Genomic DNA, 17,699 nt, shown 5'->3' with positions numbered 1-17,699 from the left:
ACGTAAGGAAACTGTGAACTACATGGCGAATGCATCAATGGAGGAATTCGAAGCCCTCTTGCAAGAAAGCTTCGAGATTGACACACCCGAGGAAGGGTCAGTTGTCAAAGGTAAAGTCATCGCAATCGAAGCGGGACAAGCCATCATCGACGTCGGCTACAAAATGGAAGGCCGCGTTGAACTGAAAGAATTCGCAAATCCTGGGGAGGCGCCCGAAATCGCAGTTGGCGATGAGGTTGAAGTGTTCCTTCGTCAGGTCGAAAACGCCAAGGGCGAAGCGGTCATCAGCCGCGAAATGGCCCGCCGCGAAGAAGCCTGGGATCGTCTGGAAAAAGCATATGCCAACGAAGAACGTGTCGAAGGCGCGATCTTTGGCCGGGTCAAAGGTGGCTTTACCGTTGATCTGGGTGGCGCTGTGGCGTTCCTGCCCGGCTCGCAAGTCGATGTGCGCCCCGTGCGTGACGCAGGCCCGCTGATGAACATGAAGCAGCCGTTCCAAATTCTGAAAATGGACCGCCGTCGCGGCAACATTGTTGTGTCCCGCCGTGCCATTCTGGAAGAAAGCCGCGCAGAACAGCGCGCTGAGGTTATTGGCAAGCTGGCTGAAGGCGACGAAGTTGACGGCGTGGTCAAGAACATCACCGAATACGGCGCCTTTGTTGACCTGGGCGGTGTTGATGGTTTGTTGCACGTCACCGACATGGCGTGGCGCCGCGTGAACCATCCATCGGAAATCCTGAATATCGGTGAAACGATCAAGGTTCAGGTCATCAAGATTAACAAGGAAACCCACCGAATCAGTCTGGGCATGAAACAACTGCAAGAAGATCCCTGGGATCTGGTTGCAGCTAAATATCCGCTTGAATCAGTCCACATTGGTCGTGTCACCAACATCACCGATTACGGTGCGTTTGTTGAGCTGGAAGCCGGTGTTGAAGGTCTGGTGCATGTGTCCGAGATGTCTTGGACCAAAAAGAACGTCCATCCCGGCAAGATCGTTTCGACCAGCCAGGAAGTGGAAGTCATGGTTCTGGAAATCGATGGTGCAAAGCGCCGCGTGTCCCTTGGCCTGAAACAGACCATGCGCAACCCATGGGAAGTCTTTGCTGAAACCCACCCTGTTGGCACCGAAGTTGAAGGTGAGGTCAAAAACATCACTGAATTCGGTCTGTTCATCGGTCTGGAAGGCGACATCGACGGCATGGTTCACCTGTCTGACCTGACATGGGAAGGCCGCGGCGAAGACGTGATCAACGACTATCGCAAAGGTGACGTGGTCAAGGCCGCTGTCACCGAAGTTGATGTCGAAAAAGAGCGTATCTCGCTTTCGATCAAAGCTCTGGGTGGCGATCCGTTTGTCGATGCCGTTGACGGCGTCAAGCGTGGATCGGTCATCACTGTTGAGGTCACCGCGATCGAAGATGGCGGGATTGAAGTTGAGTATGAAGGCGCGAAATCCTTCATCCGCCGTTCGGACCTGTCCCGTGATCGTGCCGAACAACGCCCTGAGCGGTTCCAGGTTGGTGACAAGGTCGATGTGCGCGTGACGAACATTGATCAGAAAACCCGTAAACTGGGTCTATCGATTAAGGCACGCGAGATTGCGGAAGAAAAAGAAGCTGTTGCACAATATGGCTCGTCCGACTCGGGCGCATCACTGGGCGATATCCTGGGTGCAGCTTTGAAAACCGACGACTAAGTTCGATAGAAATTCAAATGTCAAAGCGGCCTCATCCACGGATGGGGCCGCTTTTTATTTCGAATCAGAAGTAGCGCGGCGTGGTCGACAGCGACCAAGACCGGCGAAAGCATGCCAAATAGATTGGAAATTGTGGAAAACTCGCTGAAATTGATCAGTTTATGAACAAAAATTTTCCCAGAAAGATCAATGACATGCTTTCTTGAAGCGTTTTTTTTGCATATAGTCGGACCATTCATCGGTCCGCAAAACGGGCGCATTGGCATTTCGTGTAGGGAGATGAGGGAGATGATCAGATCTGAACTGATCCAGAAGATTGCAGATGAAAATCCGCATCTTTATCAACGTGATGTGGAAAAGATAGTTAATACCATTTTTGAAGAAATCATTGACGCCATGTCGAACGGGGATCGTGTCGAACTGCGTGGATTTGGTGCATTTTCGGTGAAGAAGCGTGACGCGCGCACGGGGCGGAACCCAAGAACGGGTGAATCCGTTGAGGTTGACGAAAAGCATGTACCGTTCTTTAAAACCGGTAAACTGCTAAGGGATCGCCTGAACGGAGGATAACGGCAAATGCGTTATATTCGCTATCTGATCATCGCAGCAATTGCGATCGGTTTGATTATCGTTGCTCTTGCAAATCGCGATATCGTAACGCTGAGCCTTCTTCCGGCTGAATTGGCCGCGCTGACCGGATTTTCGTTTCAGATACAACTGCCTTTGTTTTTGATTATCTTTGCCGGAATTGCCGTTGGTATTCTTTTGGGTTTTGTCTGGGAATGGATGCGCGAGCATAAGCATCGGTCAGAAGCCTATCACAAAGGCCGTGAGGTCAATAAGCTTGAGCGCGAGGTCAAGCGTCTGAAGGGTGAAAAGCACAAAGGCAAAGACGAGGTTCTGGCTTTGCTTGAGGAAAGCAGCTAACCCGCGTATCTACGCGGGCATGAGCGTAAAGATCAAAATATGCGGACTGAAGCGGTCTGAGGAAATCAGGGCCGCTGCTGATGCCGGTGCCCAGTATGTCGGGCTGGTTTTCTTTCCCAAATCCCCACGCAATATCACGGTAGAACAGGCAAAGGCACTTGCCACAACTGCACCCGTTGGCCTGGCCAAGGTCGGGCTGTTTGTCGACACGCCAGACGATTTTCTGGATCGCGTTCTTACATCGGTGCCACTTGATATCCTGCAACTGCATGGACACGAGACACCGGATCAGGTTGCACATATTCGGCAACGATACGGGCTGCCGGTTATGAAAGCCATTGGGATTGCTGACGAAGCAGACCTGCCGCAGATTAATGACTATGCAGCCGTTGCAGATCAGATTCTGGTCGACGCAAAGCCACCCAAGACGGCTGACCTGCCAGGCGGCAACGGCCTTAGCTTTGATTGGAGATTAATCGCCGGACGCAGATGGCCCGTGCCCTGGATGCTGGCTGGCGGCCTGACCCCACTGAATGTAGCCGAAGCTGTCAGATTGACCGGTGCCAGTCAGGTCGATGTGTCCTCGGGTGTCGAAAGCGCACCGGGGGTAAAGGACATTGATCTGATAACCGATTTCATCAGTGCCGCGCAAAAGGTATGACCATCGTTTTCCGCCATGCTATTGCCGCCGATGTGCCAGCTATCATCGGACTACTGCGTGACGACACCTTGGGTAAAACCCGTGAAATGGATGAACTGGCTATCTATCACCGTGCATTCGCTCAGATGCAATCTGAGGCAACGAATCAGATTATTGTCGGGGATCAGAACGACCGTGTGATAGCAACCTATCAGATCACCTTTATCCTGGGTCTTTCCCTAAAAGCCAGTCGTCGGGCACTGATCGAAAGCGTCCGTGTTGCAAGGGATCTGCGTCGCCAAGGGATCGGAAAGCTGATGATGCAGGATGCAGAACGCCGGGCGCGCGAAGCCGGCTGCAGCCTGATCCAGCTGACAACCAACCAAAGCCGCGACAATGCGCACAGATTCTACGCTGGCCTTGGCTTTACGCCATCGCATATAGGGTTTAAACGCGTTCTGTCTGACCCAGAGGATAGCTGAATGGCCAATGATCTTTTCAACAGCTTCATGAACGGCCCCGATGACAAGGGCCGCTTTGGTGATTTTGGCGGACGCTTTGTCAGCGAAACCCTGATGCCGCTAATCCTTGAATTGGAAGCAGAATACGAAAAGGCGAAGACCGACGATAGCTTCTGGGCCGAGATGGATGATCTTTGGAAGCATTACGTTGGCCGCCCCAGCCCGCTTTATTTTGCAGAACGCCTGACCGATCATTGTGGTGGCGCAAAGATTTATATGAAGCGGGATGAACTGAACCATACCGGCGCGCATAAGATTAACAATGTTTTGGGGCAAATTCTGTTGGCCCGTCGGATGGGCAAAACGCGGATTATTGCTGAAACAGGTGCGGGCCAGCATGGCGTGGCAACTGCAACTGTCTGTGCGCGCTTTGGGTTGAAATGCATCGTCTATATGGGTGCCCATGATGTGGAACGTCAGGCGCCGAATGTCTTCAGGATGAAGCTTTTAGGGGCCGAGGTCATACCCGTGACCAGCGGTCGTGGCACACTCAAAGACGCCATGAATGACGCGCTGCGCGACTGGGTCACAAATGTGCGAGATACGTTTTACTGCATCGGCACTGTTGCAGGACCACATCCTTATCCAGCCATGGTACGCGATTTTCAGTCAATCATCGGAAAGGAAGCCAAAGAACAACTGATGGAACGTGAAGGCCGCCTGCCTGATACGATCATTGCCGCCATTGGCGGTGGGTCCAATGCGATGGGTCTGTTTTATCCGTTTCTGGACGACAAGGATGTTAGGATTATCGGGGTTGAGGCCGGTGGTAAAGGTGTGAACGAAAAGATGGAACACTGCGCCAGCCTGACCGGTGGCCGCCCGGGTGTGTTACATGGCAACAGAACATATCTTTTGCAGGATGACGACGGTCAGATCCTGGAAGGCTTTTCCATCAGCGCCGGTCTTGATTACCCCGGCATTGGCCCCGAACATTCCTGGCTGCATGACATCGGTCGGGCAGAATACGTCGCGATTACCGACAACGAGGCGCTTGAGGCATTCCAGCTTTGCTGCCAGACCGAAGGCATCATTCCTGCGCTGGAACCCAGCCATGCCTTGGCGCACGTGACCAAAATCGCACCTGATCTGCCGAAAGATCACATCATCATCATGAATATGTGCGGCCGCGGCGACAAAGATATTTTTACGGTCGCACGTGCTTTGAATGTTGATATCTAAAAAATACCTATAAAATCAAAGAATTATAAAAAATTTTCATTTTTAGGGAATAAAGCTGAATTCGGTCCGTTCTTCAATGTGAACCGCTTGGATGCGGTTTTGCAAAAAGGAGAATGGCGATGAAAACCTTAACAGCTTTGACAACCGTTGCATTTCTGATGACCAGCACGGCGCAGGCCAGTGTCATGCATAGCGAAATCAAATTTGGTCGGGCCGGATCTGATATATTCGGTGCAGAAACCGTTTCCTATACCTGGGAAGATTTCCGCGATGACCTGGATGACGCTTTCAGTGGTCGTGATGACGACGATGACGACGATGACGACGATGACGACGATGACGACGATGACGACGATGACGACGATGACGACGATGACGACGATGACGACGATGACGACGATGACGACGATGACGACGATGACGACGATGACTGATATCGTCTACCGAATAATAAGCAAGCTTCCACTCACAACTGGCACCGATTTTTCGGTGCCTTTTTTCCATTCCACATCGCAAAACCGGCGAAAAAGCCCGCATGTCGAGATAATTTGGCAATAGTTCCGATTTGTCGCACTCGGGGGGCTACACCATACCTGCGACATTTTGTAATCGGGAAGGGATTGTGAGACTCTGCATATGCAAATCTACCTTCCAATTGCCGAAGTTTCGGTAAACGCGTTTCTGCTGCTTGGCTTGGGTGGCCTTGTTGGCATCTTGTCGGGAATGTTCGGTGTGGGTGGCGGGTTTTTGATGACGCCCTTGCTGTTTTTCATCGGAATTCCACCCGCCGTGGCCGTTGCGACCGAAGCCAATCAGATCGTTGCATCTTCATTTTCCGGGGTTCTGGCGCATCTAAAGCGTAAAACCGTAGATCTTAGGATGGGCACCGTATTGCTGATCGGCGGTTTGATCGGCGCGGCATTGGGTGTGGTAATTTTCAACTATCTTAAAAGCCTGGGGCAAGTCGATTTGCTGGTACGACTGTGTTACGTCGTTTTCCTGGGGATTATCGGCAGCCTGATGTTTGTCGAATCGCTGCGGGCGATCCGACGCGCTAAAAATCCTGGTACGGCCCCGAAGCGGCGCAAGCACAACTGGATTCATGCCCTGCCATTCAAGATGAAGTTCCGTGTGTCGGGTCTTTATATCTCGGTCATCCCGCCGGTGTTGGTCGGGATTTCGGTGGGCGTTCTGGCCGCGATTATGGGGGTCGGCGGCGGCTTTATCATGGTGCCGGCAATGATCTATCTGCTTGGAATGCCAACAAAGGTCGTCGTTGGAACATCACTGTTTCAGATCATATTTGTCACGGCCTTTACCACGTTGCTGCACGCAACGACCAACTTTACTGTTGATATCGTTCTAGCAGTCTTGCTGTTGGTCGGCGGTGTGATCGGTGCACAGATCGGCACCCGCATCGGCACCCGAATGAAGGCCGAACAGCTAAGGATACTGTTGGCCATCATGGTTTTGGCAGTTTGCGGCAAACTCGCCTTTGATCTTTTGGTCCAGCCGACAGAACTTTATTCGGTTGGTGTGGGGGGGCACTCATGATCCGGCTCAGCATCCTCTTCATTCTTTTCATGACCTGCCAGGCCATCGCGCAGGACATCGTTGGCGGCCTGTCACAAAAAAGGGTGGCGATCACTGCCCGCTTCGAGGGGTCCGAAATTCTGATTTTCGGTGCCGTCAAACGCGACGCCCCGACCGAAGACAATGTCGAGGTGATCATTACAGTCGCCGGCCCATCTGAGCCGATAACCGTGCGCCGCAAATCGCGAGAGTTTGGGATATGGATTAACACTGCCGCGGTTGAGGTCGATGCCGCCCCCAGTTTTTATTCGATTGCGACGACAGCGCCACTTGGCGAAATCCTGACAAATACTGAAGATCTGAGGCATAAAATCTCGATCCCGCGCGCGATCCGGTCGGTCGGCGCACCACAGACCATTGCAGACGCGAACACGTTCACGGATGCACTGGTCAGAATTCGCAAACAGGAAGATCTTTATCAGTTGAACGAAGGCAGCGTATCGCTGGCCGATCAAACGCTGTTTCAGACGTTCATAACGCTGCCCGCCAATCTGGTCGAAGGCAGCTATGAGACCCGCATTTTCCTGACCCGCGATGGTGAGGTAATCAGCACCTACACAACGGCTATCGATGTGCAAAAAGTGGGTCTGGAACGGTGGCTGTATACCCTAGCCCACGATCAGCCGCTGATTTATGGATTTCTGTCGTTGTTTATTGCGATTGCTGCGGGGTGGGGCGCGGCGGCGACATTTCGATTGCTTAATCTATAGCCGTCTCGCCGATCAGTTCCAGTGGAACCTGTTTGGCGCGAAGATCGTCGATGCGAAGCGTGTGCGACGGTTTGGCCAACCTGTTTCGGACGACCCAGTAAAGCCGCTCTTCCGCACGTGTGATCGCGACATAGGCCAGACGTTTCCACAAAGGCACCCCGGCTTCGCTGCGCCCGGCCCGCGCCGCCGCGTATAAATCCGGTGCGAAAACCTGAACATTTTCCCACTGTGATCCTTGCGCCTTGTGAATTGTCACCGCAGCGCCATGCAGAAATGTCGCGCCCATGTTGGCAGCAAAGGGGATAAAGGGCTCTTCCTCGTCCGGTTTTTCGATTTTGACGATCGAGGCCGCGCTGACTTGTGGATCCTCGGCGCCCATGACGTGCAGGCGGGAAAAGCCAGGCTTGCGACCAGCGCCTAGATAGATGACCTGCGCCCCCTTGATCAGACCGCGCGCCTCAAGATCCAGCCGTTTCTTGCGATGCTTCAATGGTAATTCAATACCATCACAGATCAGCGGTTCCCCTTCCAACAATTCGTGTTCGGGCGCGTCATAGGCCCCACGAAAAGCCTGGATCAGACGAACACGGGTGACGTTGCGCCAAACCAGAACAGGGGACCGCGCCATCAGGTCAGCCTCGACCCGCTGCGCCCAGATAACACGCCCGTCGCGTTCTGCCGCGGCCTGAACCAGCTTTTCAAATCCTTCAAACGTCAGCGTATCATCCGACAAGGCATGCGCTAAATCCAGAATGGGGTTGTCGGTATCTTGGCGGTGAATGCGGCTTAGGGTCAGTTTGCGCGGCCCTTTGATACTATCAAAAACCATGGATCCGGATTGATTGACCGGTGCAAGCTGCGCCGGGTCACCAAACAGGATCAGGGTCGGAAAAATTTCCTGCAGATCTTCGAATTGCTTGGCATCCAACATCGAGCTTTCATCGATGAATCCGATATCCAGCGGGTCTTCACGCCTTTTCCAGCCTGTGATGAAATCGGACCCCTTCAGTCCGGCCGCCGCCAGCGCTCCGGGAATAGATTTATTGTTCTGGTAAAATGCAAACGCCCGATCAAGTGCTGCTTCGGTCAGGTCTTCGATTTCAGGTTTTTCGCCATCGCCCGCCAGCCATTCGGCGATCTTTTCGTATTCCGGGTCATAGACCGGGGTGTAGAGAATGCGGTGGATCGTCGTTGCCGGAACACCCCGGTTGCGCAACACGCTGGCGGCTTTGTTTGTGGGCGCCAGAATGGCAAGGGTGCGGCGATCTTTGCGTCGCTTGCCTTCGTAATCGCCGGAAATCACGTCGACCCCGGCCTCTTGCAGCGCTTTGTAGAGGCGAGCCAGCAGCATGGTTTTGCCCGATCCCGCCTTGCCAACCACGGCCATGACGCTCGATTTGCCGGTCGCAACCGGGGTCAACAACGCGTCATCGATATCAACGCCAACACCGCGCAGCATTTCTGCCACGCGGTCAAAGGCATCGGCCTGATCTTCGGAAAACTGAAAAGCGGGAACGACCATGGCGCGACACTATCCGCCAAGGCCGCACGGGGCCAGAGCCTATGCCGTGGCGGACGTCAGTTTTTCAAGCCCGATCGACTGATCAATCCAGCCTTCGATCAAGGATGGCGAAATACCTGCGGCGGCACAGAGCCGGTCGCGCGTTTCTTCGTTGAATTCCCAGATACCCACGCTGATCGCGTCTTTGCCTTCGCCCTGGGTGCCCAGGACCTCGGGCGGCCATTTCAGGCGGCGGTAAATCAGTTTCATGCGTTCATCGAAAACACCGACGGTATGTGTCGCACCAAATCGCAGACCCAGTTGTAAACCACCCAGGATCAGCATCGTCGCCGTGTTGCGGTCACTGTCCGGCGATAGGCAAAAGCGCGTGCATTCCCAGATGGTTGGGCTGGAAATCTGGGTTCCGGTGATATGGTCGAAGTGTTCATTAACCATCGTGCGCCCGGTTGTCGGCAGGCTGCGCATAGATCCGCCGTGCGATCCATCGGCCTTTTGCCAGATGACGTAGATGGGGTTCAGATGGTCATATTGATCGCGTTCGGCACCATCACGTCCGACTTTGACATCCCATCCCAGTCTTTCACGAAACTGCCAAGCGCGATCCTGAAACATGGTTCGTCGTAACTTCGGGTAGTGGTGCAGATCATCACCAAAGATAAACTTAAGCATTGTGGGCCTCTTATGCTCGATTTGTTGGCCCCAATCGCTACACCGGTCTTGGTTAACGAATTCTTACCATTTCGTTAACGAAACTTTTTGATTTTAGATTTTATCAAATAAACCCAACGTCATTGCACGCTGATATGCATGCTCAACATCGGCCGCATCCAGCTTGAAGCATGCAGACGCAGATATGACATCCACTGCGATAGGCCCAAGCCCACAAACATCTGATATGCTTTGCAGGCTGTGTCCGTCGGCCAAAAGCTTTAACAGGCGCAATTCCTGTGCACTGATAGCGTGATCGACCTTCGCGCTGATTTTCTGCGCCAAGTGACTGTCAGTGGCATAGGCTGCTTTGCGCAGGTCACGCTTCAATAAGCTAACCTGATCGGCCCAAATTTGATCACGACAGTCTTTGCCGACAAGCATAATGGCCAATAGGCGCTGCTGTCGAAAAACCGCGACAGACAGACCGTGGCATGGCAAAAGATGCCTTGGCACACCCAATAAATACGCGGCGTTTTTTGATATCATGCCATCCAGATCACGCCATTCAACCGTGTCTGAAACCCAAGGCACAGTATCGACCGCAAGATCCGTTGTAGGCACAGCGATCCGCGCCAGGCTGCTGACCCAAAAAACCGGGACAACTGGCCTGAACGACAGGAACAGAACATGATCCATTTCAAACAGATCAGAGGCACGGCCGATGGAAGCCTTCAGATCTTCAAGCGTTTCCGCCTGCTCCAGGCCCTTGATATATGCGCGAAGTCTGTTGACCATTCACCTCGCTACCTTCGTTCGAAGCCATTTCAGTCGCTGCAAGCAGACTTGCTTCTTCAAGATGTTCAGCCAGATTGGGCAGGTCATTTTGCAATGCATAGGCCCGCAAATCCAGCAGTACATCCATTATCCATTTATTTTTCATCAGGCACTGTCTTTCGAAGTTGTTACAGAAGGATTGACACAACCCTGACATGAATTTCGCGGCAACAATACGCGCCACTTCACAAACACCAGAAATCCTGAGGACATTAAGACGAGGTTAAAAAAGGGCGGCCAAACGCTGGCCGCCCTAAAAAAAAATTAAATATCGACAAATTCGACGAAAATCGCCGGCTACTTTGCCGCCAGTGTGTCTTCGAAGGTGCGCAGACCAGTTGTCGGGGCCTGAACAAGAACTGCCATATTCCCCGGCTTATGTTCGTTCCGCAGCATCTTGATGTGGGCATCGGGTATTTGATCCCAGGGGAAGACCTCGGACATACAGGGATCAATGCGGCGTTCAATCATCAGTTTATTAGCAGCTGACGCCTGCTTCAGATGCGCAAAATGGCTGCCTTGGACGCGCTTCTGGTGCATCCATAGATATCTGGCGTCCATCGTCAGGTTAAATCCGGTCGTACCCGCACAAATCACGACGATACCACCCTTTTTGCAGACAAATGTCGACACGGGGAACGTCGCCTCGCCGGGATGTTCAAAAACCATGTCGACATTCACGCCTTTGCCGGTGATATCCCAGATCGCCTTACCGAACTTGCGGACCTCACCGAACCAGTCCTTGTATTCGGGCGTATTGACTGTAGGCAGCTGCCCCCAGCAGTTGAAATCCTTGCGGTTGATGACGCCCTTTGCCCCAAGCCCCATCACAAAATCGCGCTTGTCCTCTTCGCTGATCACACCGATCGCGTTGGCACCCGCCGTCGCGGCCAGTTGGATCGCGAATGATCCCAAACCACCCGAAGCGCCCCAGACCAGAACATTCTGCCCAGGTTTCAGTTCATGGGGATGGTGGCCGAACATCATGCGATAGGCCGTCGCCAAAGTCAGCGTGTAACAGGCACTTTCTTCCCAGCTAAGATGCTTGGGCCGCGGCATAAGCTGTTGCGCCTGAACGTTCGTGAACTGAGCAAAAGATCCATCCGGCGTTTCATAGCCCCAGATGCGCTGACTGGGCGAATACATCGGATCACCGCCGTTGCATTCTTCGTCGTCGCCGTCGTCCTGATTGCAGTGGATGACGACCTCATCCCCGACTTTCCAGCTTTTCACCTTGTCACCGACCGCCCAGATAATGCCCGACGCATCAGAACCAGCGATATGAAAATCGGCCTTGTGGACATCAAACGGGCTGATCGGCACCCCAAGGCCCGCCCAGACACCGTTATAATTCACCCCGGCCGCCATAACCAGAACAAGCACTTCGTGGCTGTCCAGTGTCGGCACATCGACAACCTCAACTTGGAAACTTTTGTCCGGCTCACCATGGCGTTCGCGCCGGATGGTCCAAGCATACATCTGTTTTGGCACATAGCCCATGGGTGGCATTTCACCCACTTCGTACAGATCCTTTTCGGGCGCATCATAGGATATGGTGCTGATATTGTTGTCCAAGGCCATCCATGCCTCCTCTGGTTTGGCGACTGCACAGGTGCTGCAACGCAGAATCGCGAAAGTCTCTGACCGTGAAATAGAGTTGTTAAGGTAATATTGCAATCTATTTTGATTATATTTTGTAATTTTATAACCTACAGAAATAGATTTATCTGCAAAGTACCGCTGCAGAGGTCCATGTACTAGCACCTTTCCGCCGCGTCGCAGCGAATTGACAGAGGCATATTATTTCGAATAATTATCAAAACCAGAAATAAAATTACCCATCGTGAGTCGCGAGGTCAGATATGTCGCAACCCCAAAAAGATCGTCCCTGGCTGTTCAGAACATATGCCGGGCATTCGACGGCCAAGGCATCGAACGCGCTTTATCGCGGGAACCTTGCAAAGGGTCAGACGGGTCTGTCGGTGGCGTTCGACCTGCCCACGCAAACCGGATACGACAGCGATCATGAGCTTTCGCGCGGCGAGGTTGGCAAGGTCGGTGTGCCTGTCGCGCATCTGGGCGACATGCGGACGTTGTTCAATGATATCCCGCTGGAACAGATGAATACCTCGATGACGATCAACGCCACCGCACCATGGCTGCTGGCGCTTTATATCGCGGTGGCCGAGGAACAGGGCGTCGATGTCAGCAAACTGCAGGGCACCGTGCAGAACGATATCATCAAAGAGTATCTGTCGCGCGGCACTTATATATGCCCCCCCAAGCCCAGCCTGCGTATGATCACGGATGTCGCGGCCTTTACCCGCGAACACCTACCGAAATGGAACCCGATGAACGTCTGTTCCTATCATCTGCAAGAAGCGGGCGCGACGCCGGAACAAGAACTGGCCTTTGCGCTAGCCACGGCAACGGCTGTGCTGGACGATCTGAAAGAAAAGGTCCCGGCTGAGCATTTCCCGGCAATGGTTGGCCGCATCAGTTTCTTCGTGAACGCAGGCATTCGTTTCGTGACCGAGATGTGTAAGATGCGTGCTTTCGTAGATCTGTGGGATGAGATTTGCCGTGAACGATATGGCGTCGAAGATCCCAAGTTTCGCCGTTTCCGCTATGGTGTGCAGGTCAACAGCCTTGGATTGACTGAACAACAGCCTGAAAACAATGTCTATCGCATCCTGATTGAAATGCTGGCGGTGACGCTGTCGAAAAAGGCCCGCGCGCGGGCTGTGCAGTTGCCTGCCTGGAACGAAGCACTTGGCCTGCCGCGCCCCTGGGACCAGCAATGGTCACTGCGGATGCAACAGATTATGGCGTTTGAGACGGATTTGTTGGAATACGACGATCTGTTTGATGGCAACCCCGCCGTTGATCGCAAGGTAGAAGAGCTGAAAGAGGGCGCGCGGGCCGAGCTGGCCCAGATCGACGCCATGGGCGGCGCGGTTGAGGCGATCGAGTATATGAAATCGCGACTGGTTGAATCGAACGCCGAACGGATCACGGGCATTGAAGGCGGCGAGACTACGGTTGTGGGCGTAAACCGCTATACCGAGGCCGAAGAAAGCCCCCTGACCGCCGGGGATGAAGCGATCATGGTCGCCGACAAAGATGCCGAAGAAGATCAGGTCGCGCGTCTGAATGCTTGGCGCGAGGCCCGCGACGCGCAGGCCGTCAAAGCCGCACTGGACGAAGTGCGTCAGGCCGCGCGGACCGGCGCAAACATCATGCAACCCTCGATCAAAGCCGCTAAGGCGGGTGCGACGACGGGCGAATGGGGCGACGTCGTGCGTAGCGCCTTTGGTAAGTACCGCGGGCCGACTGGCGTATCGAAGAACCCCTCGAACCGGACCGAGGGTCTTGAAGAAATCCGCGAACAGGTGAATGCGGTATCAGACAAACTGGGCCGTCGCCTGAAGTTTCTGGTGGGCAAACCCGGTCTTGACGGCCATTCAAACGGTGCCGAACAGATCGCTGCCCGTGCGCGCGATTGCGGGATGGACATCAGTTATGAAGGCATCCGCCTGACACCCGAGGAAATCGTGACCGCGGCGCGGGAGGAAGACGTGCACGTGGTGGGGCTGTCGATTCTGTCGGGGTCGCACATTCCGCTGATCGGCGAATTGATGGACCGGATGCGCGCGGAAAATCTGGGGCATATCCCCGTGGTTGTCGGCGGTATTATTCCGGATGACGACGCCAAAAAGCTAATGGCGATGGGCGTGGCCAAGGTCTATACGCCTAAGGATTTTGAACTGAACCGGATCATGTTCGATATCGTTGGTTTGGTGGATGCCGCGCCGATTGCAGCTGAATAATTCGCTTTTCAATGCAATGGCTTCGCGGTACTTCGTTGCGCCATGGCAAAACAAAAACTTGATACACAGGCGATTGGTCTGGATGCGGGCTTGGCCTTTACCAAATGGCTGACAGGCGCGGAAAATCTGCATTATGGCCTGTGGGACGGGCTTGAGGTCACAGCGGGAAACCTGCGCACCGCACAGGATGCTTACACTGAAAAGCTGTTCAAGCTGCTGCCTAACCAGCCCGTTCGAATTTTGGATATCGGTGGCGGGGCGGGTGAGACTGCAAAAAAGCTGCTGGCCCTCGGCCATAGTGTCGATATTGTCGTGCCTTCCCCGTTTCTGGCGACACGCTGTCGTGACAACGCACCCGGTGCCACGGTGCATGAGTGTAAGTTTGAGGATTTTCAAACCGACCAGCGCTTTGATCTGTGTCTTTTTTCTGAATCCTATCAATATATTCCGCTGGACCAGGGCTTGGCGAAATGCCTCGATCTGTTGACGCCTGATGGTGAGATCATCATCTCGGACTGTTTTCGGACGAAAGACTATTCAGTCGACAAAACACAAGCCAAGGTCGGGGGCGGCCACCGGGAATGGCGTTTTCGCGAGATGCTGGAAAACACAGCCGTAGATGTCATTTCTGAGGAAGACATTACCCAATCCGTCGCCCCATCAGTCCACTTGGAACAAGAGCTGTTTAACGTTTTTGGCTATGCCCTGACCCGCATAGATCAGGAACTGACGGCCAAACGCCCCAAAATCCGCTGGACCATCAACCGCGTCCTTCGACTATTGATAAAAGATCGCGCGCGGGCACGTTTGGATCAACGTCTGAACCAGAAAACGCGCACTGCCGAGAATTTCATCAAGTATAACCGCTATCTGATGATAAAACTGCGCCCAAAAGGTAACGCCGCCCCGTCCTGACCGCCGTCTTCGCTGCGTCATGGCGAAATGGGCTGGTCTTTGTGCACGAACCTGTTAGGACGCGCACGCAATCCAAAGACATGAGGCGCACCAGTGCTTGCGTATTACATCACCAATTTCCGCCAGGACTGGTTTGGAAATATTCGAAATGATTTGCTGGCCGGTCTGGTCGTCGCCCTTGCGCTGATCCCCGAGGCGATCGCCTTTTCGATTATCGCGGGCGTTGATCCCAAAGTGGGTCTTTATGCGTCGTTTTCGATTGCAGTGATAACAGCCATCTTCGGCGGGCGGCCCGGTATGATTTCTGCGGCCACTGCTGCAACTGCCGTACTTATGAAACCATTGGTGGATGAACATGGTGCCGTTCTGGGCCTGCAATACATCCTGGCGGCAACGGTTCTGGCAGGCATCCTACAAATCATCGCAGGTGTTTTGAAACTGGACCGTGTGATGCGCTTTGTCTCGCGGTCCGTCATGACCGGCTTCGTGAACGCGCTGGCAATCCTTATTTTCATGGCGCAATGGCCCGAGCTGGACATCACCGACGAAGCCGTCACCTGGCTGACCTTTGTGCTGGTGGGCGCGGGGCTGGCGATCATCTATTTGTTTCCATATCTGACCAAGGCGGTACCGTCCCCACTAATCACAATCGTTGTCCTGACGGGTTTGTCGATGTTTTTCGGGTTCGAGGTACGACAGGTCGAGGATATGGGTGATCTGCCCAGCACCCTGCCGTTTTTCCTTTTACCCGATGTCCCGCTGACCTTCGAAACGCTTCAGATCATCTTTCCCGTGGCAGCCGCTATTGCCATTGTGGGCCTTCTGGAAAGCCTGATGACGGCCAGTCTGATCGATGATCTGACCGATACAGAAAGCGACAAGACACGCGAATGCGTGGGCCAGGGGCTGGCAAATACGGCGACTGGGTTTATCGGCGGTATGGCCGGATGTGCGATGATCGGTCAGTCGATGATCAACGTCAAATCCGGTGGGCGCGGGCGACTGTCCTGCTTTGTAGCCGGTGTATTCCTATTGTTCCTGATTGTTGTCTTGGGCGATTGGGTCCGGCAAATTCCGATGCCCGCGCTGGTGGCGATCATGATCATGGTGTCGATCGGAACGTTCAGCTGGTCGTCGATCCGCGATTTGCGGGATCATCCAAAATCATCCTCGATCGTTATGCTGGCGACTGTCGCGGTCACGGTCTACACACACAATCTGGCCTTGGGTGTTTTGACGGGCGTACTGCTGTCGGGTGTCTTTTTCGCAGGCAAGATCGCACAGATCTTTCGGGTCAGATCAGAGCTGTCAGCCGACGGGCGCACGCGCACCTATGTCGTCGAAGGGCAGCTTTTCTTTGCCTCGGCCGAACAGTTCAGTGGGTCGTTCGATTTCCACGAAACGCTTGAAACCGTCATTATCGACGTGTCAAAGGCGCATATTTGGGATATCTCGTCTGTTGCAGCCCTTGATATGGTTGTGTTGAAGTTTCGCCGGGATGGTGCGCAGGTCGATGTGATCGGCATGAACAAGGCCAGCGAAACCATCGTAGATAAGCTGGGGGTCGCCGACAAACCCGGCGCGCTGGACGATCTGATGGGACACTAGGACATGAGCAAAATCGTAGCCTTCGTTGACGGGTCGATCTATTCGGAAAGTGTTTGCGATCATGCGGCCTGGGCGGCAAAACAGTTGTCTGCAGAGGTCGAGGTGATCCATATCATCGGCCGTCGTGAAAGCGGGCCGCAGGATTTGTCAGGCAATATTGGTTTGGGGGCCCGCAGCAAACTGATCGAAGATCTGGCCAAGCTGGATGAAGAGCGCGCTAAACTGGCCCAGAAACGCGGGCGTGCGATTTTGGAAGACGCCGAGGCGCGCATTGCAGCACATGACGTGACGGTGGCGACCCGTCTGCGCAATGGCGACCTGCTTGAGGAACTGACCACCCTGACCGCCGACGCCGATCTGGTCATCATTGGCAAACGGGGCGAGGCCGCCGATTTCGCCAAACTGCACCTTGGATCAAACCTGGAACGTGTGGTGCGCGCCTGTCAGAAACCCATCATGGTGGCCAGCCGCGGCTTCAACCCGATCAAAAAACTCCTTGTCGCCTTTGACGGGGGGGCATCGGCCGTTAAGGCCGTTGATCATGTGGCGCAGTCGGGGCTTTTTCAGGGGCTCAGCGCCAATATAGTGGCTGCAAGTGCTGAAAATCAGGACTTGAGGCGCCAGATCGAAGGGGCCGCGGCCATGCTGCAAGACGCGGGTCTGGCCGTGGAAAGCAACATGATCGAGGGCCAGCCCGAAACCGTGATCGCTGACAGCATCAAGGAAACAGGTGCCGACATGCTTGTCATGGGCGCCTATGGCCATTCGCGCATCCGCAGCATGATCATCGGATCAACCACCACCCAGATGATCCAATCATGCCACGTGCCGATACTGCTGTTTCGATAATATTGTCATCGGACTTGTTTGAACTGCGGCCCTTTGAACCGGCGTATCGGGTTACCCCGCTCTAACTGATAATGCTTGCTAGCTAGAGCAAGATGAGATCAGGTTGAAGCGTATCCTGAGTTGACAAGGTAATTCGCACATTCCTGCGGGGTGAAGCGGTCGAGCAGCTTACCGATCCTGCGCCATGTTGCCTCTATCGTGCGTTCGGCGGCGTCTCG

The 17,699-nt window shown here is 54.0% G+C and carries 18 protein-coding genes; 13 read left to right on the top strand and 5 right to left on the bottom strand.

What is annotated here, in order from left to right:
- Nucleotides 1-22: 22 nt before the first annotated feature.
- The 9 genes from rpsA to H7848_RS09300 all read left to right on the top strand — a co-directional run bounded on the left by rpsA (nt 23) and on the right by H7848_RS09300 (nt 7,272).
- Nucleotides 23-1,699: a 30S ribosomal protein S1 gene (gene rpsA, locus H7848_RS09340; protein WP_208350494.1), complete on the top strand. Its 1,677-nt coding sequence runs from the start codon at nt 23-25 to the stop codon at nt 1,697-1,699.
- Between the two features lie 288 nt (nt 1,700-1,987).
- Complete coding sequence (ihfB, locus tag H7848_RS09335) at nt 1,988-2,269, top strand: integration host factor subunit beta (protein ID WP_208350492.1); 282 nt, start codon at nt 1,988-1,990, stop codon at nt 2,267-2,269.
- A gap of 6 nt (nt 2,270-2,275) precedes the next feature.
- The gene (locus H7848_RS09330; RefSeq protein WP_208350486.1) at nt 2,276-2,626 is read left to right on the top strand and encodes a LapA family protein; all 351 of its coding nucleotides are present in this window, start codon (nt 2,276-2,278) and stop codon (nt 2,624-2,626) included.
- 19 nt (nt 2,627-2,645) lie between these two features.
- Nucleotides 2,646-3,287, top strand: a complete 642-nt coding sequence (locus H7848_RS09325) for a phosphoribosylanthranilate isomerase (RefSeq protein ID WP_208350484.1) — start codon at nt 2,646-2,648, stop codon at nt 3,285-3,287.
- A complete protein-coding gene (locus H7848_RS09320; protein WP_208350482.1) occupies nt 3,284-3,748 on the top strand; it encodes a GNAT family N-acetyltransferase in 465 nt (154 codons plus the stop codon). The genes H7848_RS09325 and H7848_RS09320 overlap by 4 nt, the downstream gene beginning before the upstream one ends.
- Complete coding sequence (gene trpB, locus H7848_RS09315; RefSeq protein WP_208350480.1) at nt 3,749-4,969, top strand: tryptophan synthase subunit beta; 1,221 nt, start codon at nt 3,749-3,751, stop codon at nt 4,967-4,969.
- 119 nt (nt 4,970-5,088) lie between these two features.
- Nucleotides 5,089-5,403, top strand: coding sequence for a hypothetical protein (locus tag H7848_RS09310; RefSeq protein ID WP_208350479.1), 315 nt, complete (start codon nt 5,089-5,091; stop codon nt 5,401-5,403).
- 202 nt (nt 5,404-5,605) lie between these two features.
- Complete coding sequence (locus H7848_RS09305; protein WP_208350478.1) at nt 5,606-6,523, top strand: sulfite exporter TauE/SafE family protein; 918 nt, start codon at nt 5,606-5,608, stop codon at nt 6,521-6,523.
- On the top strand, nt 6,520-7,272 hold the full coding sequence (locus H7848_RS09300) for a TIGR02186 family protein (protein ID WP_208350476.1): 753 nt from the start codon (nt 6,520-6,522) through the stop codon (nt 7,270-7,272). Before H7848_RS09305 ends, H7848_RS09300 begins: the two co-directional genes overlap by 4 nt.
- On the opposite strand, the gene H7848_RS09295 is transcribed toward H7848_RS09300, so the two are convergent.
- The 5 genes from H7848_RS09295 to ccrA all read right to left on the bottom strand — a co-directional run bounded on the left by H7848_RS09295 (nt 7,262) and on the right by ccrA (nt 11,860).
- The gene (locus tag H7848_RS09295; RefSeq protein ID WP_208350475.1) at nt 7,262-8,794 is read right to left on the bottom strand and encodes an ATP-dependent DNA helicase; all 1,533 of its coding nucleotides are present in this window, start codon (nt 8,792-8,794) and stop codon (nt 7,262-7,264) included. The two genes, H7848_RS09300 and H7848_RS09295, sit on opposite strands and share 11 nt — an antisense overlap.
- Before the next feature lie 39 nt (nt 8,795-8,833).
- Nucleotides 8,834-9,463: an acyl-homoserine-lactone synthase gene (locus H7848_RS09290; RefSeq protein ID WP_208350474.1), complete on the bottom strand. Its 630-nt coding sequence runs from the start codon at nt 9,461-9,463 to the stop codon at nt 8,834-8,836.
- A gap of 93 nt (nt 9,464-9,556) precedes the next feature.
- Nucleotides 9,557-10,240 carry a helix-turn-helix transcriptional regulator gene (locus tag H7848_RS09285; protein ID WP_208350473.1) on the bottom strand — a complete coding sequence of 228 codons (684 nt, stop codon included), beginning with the start codon at nt 10,238-10,240 and terminating at the stop codon, nt 9,557-9,559.
- Entirely contained in the window at nt 10,185-10,385 is a 201-nt protein-coding gene (locus tag H7848_RS09280) for a hypothetical protein (RefSeq protein WP_208350472.1), read from the bottom strand. The genes H7848_RS09285 and H7848_RS09280 overlap by 56 nt, the downstream gene beginning before the upstream one ends.
- A gap of 191 nt (nt 10,386-10,576) precedes the next feature.
- Nucleotides 10,577-11,860, bottom strand: a complete 1,284-nt coding sequence (ccrA, locus tag H7848_RS09275; RefSeq protein WP_208350471.1) for a crotonyl-CoA carboxylase/reductase — start codon at nt 11,858-11,860, stop codon at nt 10,577-10,579.
- 281 nt (nt 11,861-12,141) lie between these two features.
- Here ccrA and H7848_RS09270 point away from each other — a divergent pair, with 281 nt between their 5' ends.
- The 4 genes from H7848_RS09270 to H7848_RS09255 all read left to right on the top strand — a co-directional run bounded on the left by H7848_RS09270 (nt 12,142) and on the right by H7848_RS09255 (nt 17,481).
- The gene (locus H7848_RS09270; protein WP_208350470.1) at nt 12,142-14,109 is read left to right on the top strand and encodes a protein meaA; all 1,968 of its coding nucleotides are present in this window, start codon (nt 12,142-12,144) and stop codon (nt 14,107-14,109) included.
- 42 nt (nt 14,110-14,151) lie between these two features.
- On the top strand, nt 14,152-15,024 hold the full coding sequence (locus H7848_RS09265) for a class I SAM-dependent methyltransferase (protein ID WP_208350469.1): 873 nt from the start codon (nt 14,152-14,154) through the stop codon (nt 15,022-15,024).
- Between the two features lie 108 nt (nt 15,025-15,132).
- Nucleotides 15,133-16,632, top strand: coding sequence for a SulP family inorganic anion transporter (locus tag H7848_RS09260; protein ID WP_208350675.1), 1,500 nt, complete (start codon nt 15,133-15,135; stop codon nt 16,630-16,632).
- A 3-nt stretch (nt 16,633-16,635) separates the two neighbouring features.
- Complete coding sequence (locus tag H7848_RS09255) at nt 16,636-17,481, top strand: universal stress protein (RefSeq protein WP_208350467.1); 846 nt, start codon at nt 16,636-16,638, stop codon at nt 17,479-17,481.
- Nucleotides 17,482-17,699 lie beyond the last annotated feature (218 nt).

The sequence above is a fragment of the Pseudaestuariivita rosea genome (assembly GCF_017592335.1).
GTDB lineage: Bacteria > Pseudomonadota > Alphaproteobacteria > Rhodobacterales > Rhodobacteraceae > Parasulfitobacter > Parasulfitobacter rosea.
The sequence above is the reverse complement of the archived record's forward strand: the minus strand, read 5'-3'. Positions and strand labels throughout refer to the sequence as shown.

Excerpts from the sequence above, each read along its gene's own strand:
- H7848_RS09330 (WP_208350486.1), top strand. The coding sequence starts at position 2,276 with ATGCGTTATATTCGCTATCTGATCATCGCAGCAATTGCGATCGGTTTG.
- ihfB (WP_208350492.1), top strand. The coding sequence starts at position 1,988 with ATGATCAGATCTGAACTGATCCAGAAGATTGCAGATGAAAATCCGCAT.
- H7848_RS09310 (WP_208350479.1), top strand. The coding sequence starts at position 5,089 with ATGAAAACCTTAACAGCTTTGACAACCGTTGCATTTCTGATGACCAGC.
- rpsA (WP_208350494.1), top strand. The coding sequence starts at position 23 with ATGGCGAATGCATCAATGGAGGAATTCGAAGCCCTCTTGCAAGAAAGC.
- H7848_RS09270 (WP_208350470.1), top strand. The coding sequence starts at position 12,142 with ATGTCGCAACCCCAAAAAGATCGTCCCTGGCTGTTCAGAACATATGCC.
- H7848_RS09255 (WP_208350467.1), top strand. The coding sequence starts at position 16,636 with ATGAGCAAAATCGTAGCCTTCGTTGACGGGTCGATCTATTCGGAAAGT.
- trpB (WP_208350480.1), top strand. The coding sequence starts at position 3,749 with ATGGCCAATGATCTTTTCAACAGCTTCATGAACGGCCCCGATGACAAG.
- H7848_RS09325 (WP_208350484.1), top strand. The coding sequence starts at position 2,646 with ATGAGCGTAAAGATCAAAATATGCGGACTGAAGCGGTCTGAGGAAATC.
- H7848_RS09290 (WP_208350474.1), bottom strand. The coding sequence starts at position 9,463 with ATGCTTAAGTTTATCTTTGGTGATGATCTGCACCACTACCCGAAGTTA.
- H7848_RS09305 (WP_208350478.1), top strand. The coding sequence starts at position 5,606 with ATGCAAATCTACCTTCCAATTGCCGAAGTTTCGGTAAACGCGTTTCTG.
- H7848_RS09300 (WP_208350476.1), top strand. The coding sequence starts at position 6,520 with ATGATCCGGCTCAGCATCCTCTTCATTCTTTTCATGACCTGCCAGGCC.
- H7848_RS09280 (WP_208350472.1), bottom strand. The coding sequence starts at position 10,385 with ATGAAAAATAAATGGATAATGGATGTACTGCTGGATTTGCGGGCCTAT.
- H7848_RS09265 (WP_208350469.1), top strand. The coding sequence starts at position 14,152 with ATGGCAAAACAAAAACTTGATACACAGGCGATTGGTCTGGATGCGGGC.
- H7848_RS09285 (WP_208350473.1), bottom strand. The coding sequence starts at position 10,240 with ATGGTCAACAGACTTCGCGCATATATCAAGGGCCTGGAGCAGGCGGAA.
- H7848_RS09295 (WP_208350475.1), bottom strand. The coding sequence starts at position 8,794 with ATGGTCGTTCCCGCTTTTCAGTTTTCCGAAGATCAGGCCGATGCCTTT.
- ccrA (WP_208350471.1), bottom strand. The coding sequence starts at position 11,860 with ATGGCCTTGGACAACAATATCAGCACCATATCCTATGATGCGCCCGAA.
- H7848_RS09320 (WP_208350482.1), top strand. The coding sequence starts at position 3,284 with ATGACCATCGTTTTCCGCCATGCTATTGCCGCCGATGTGCCAGCTATC.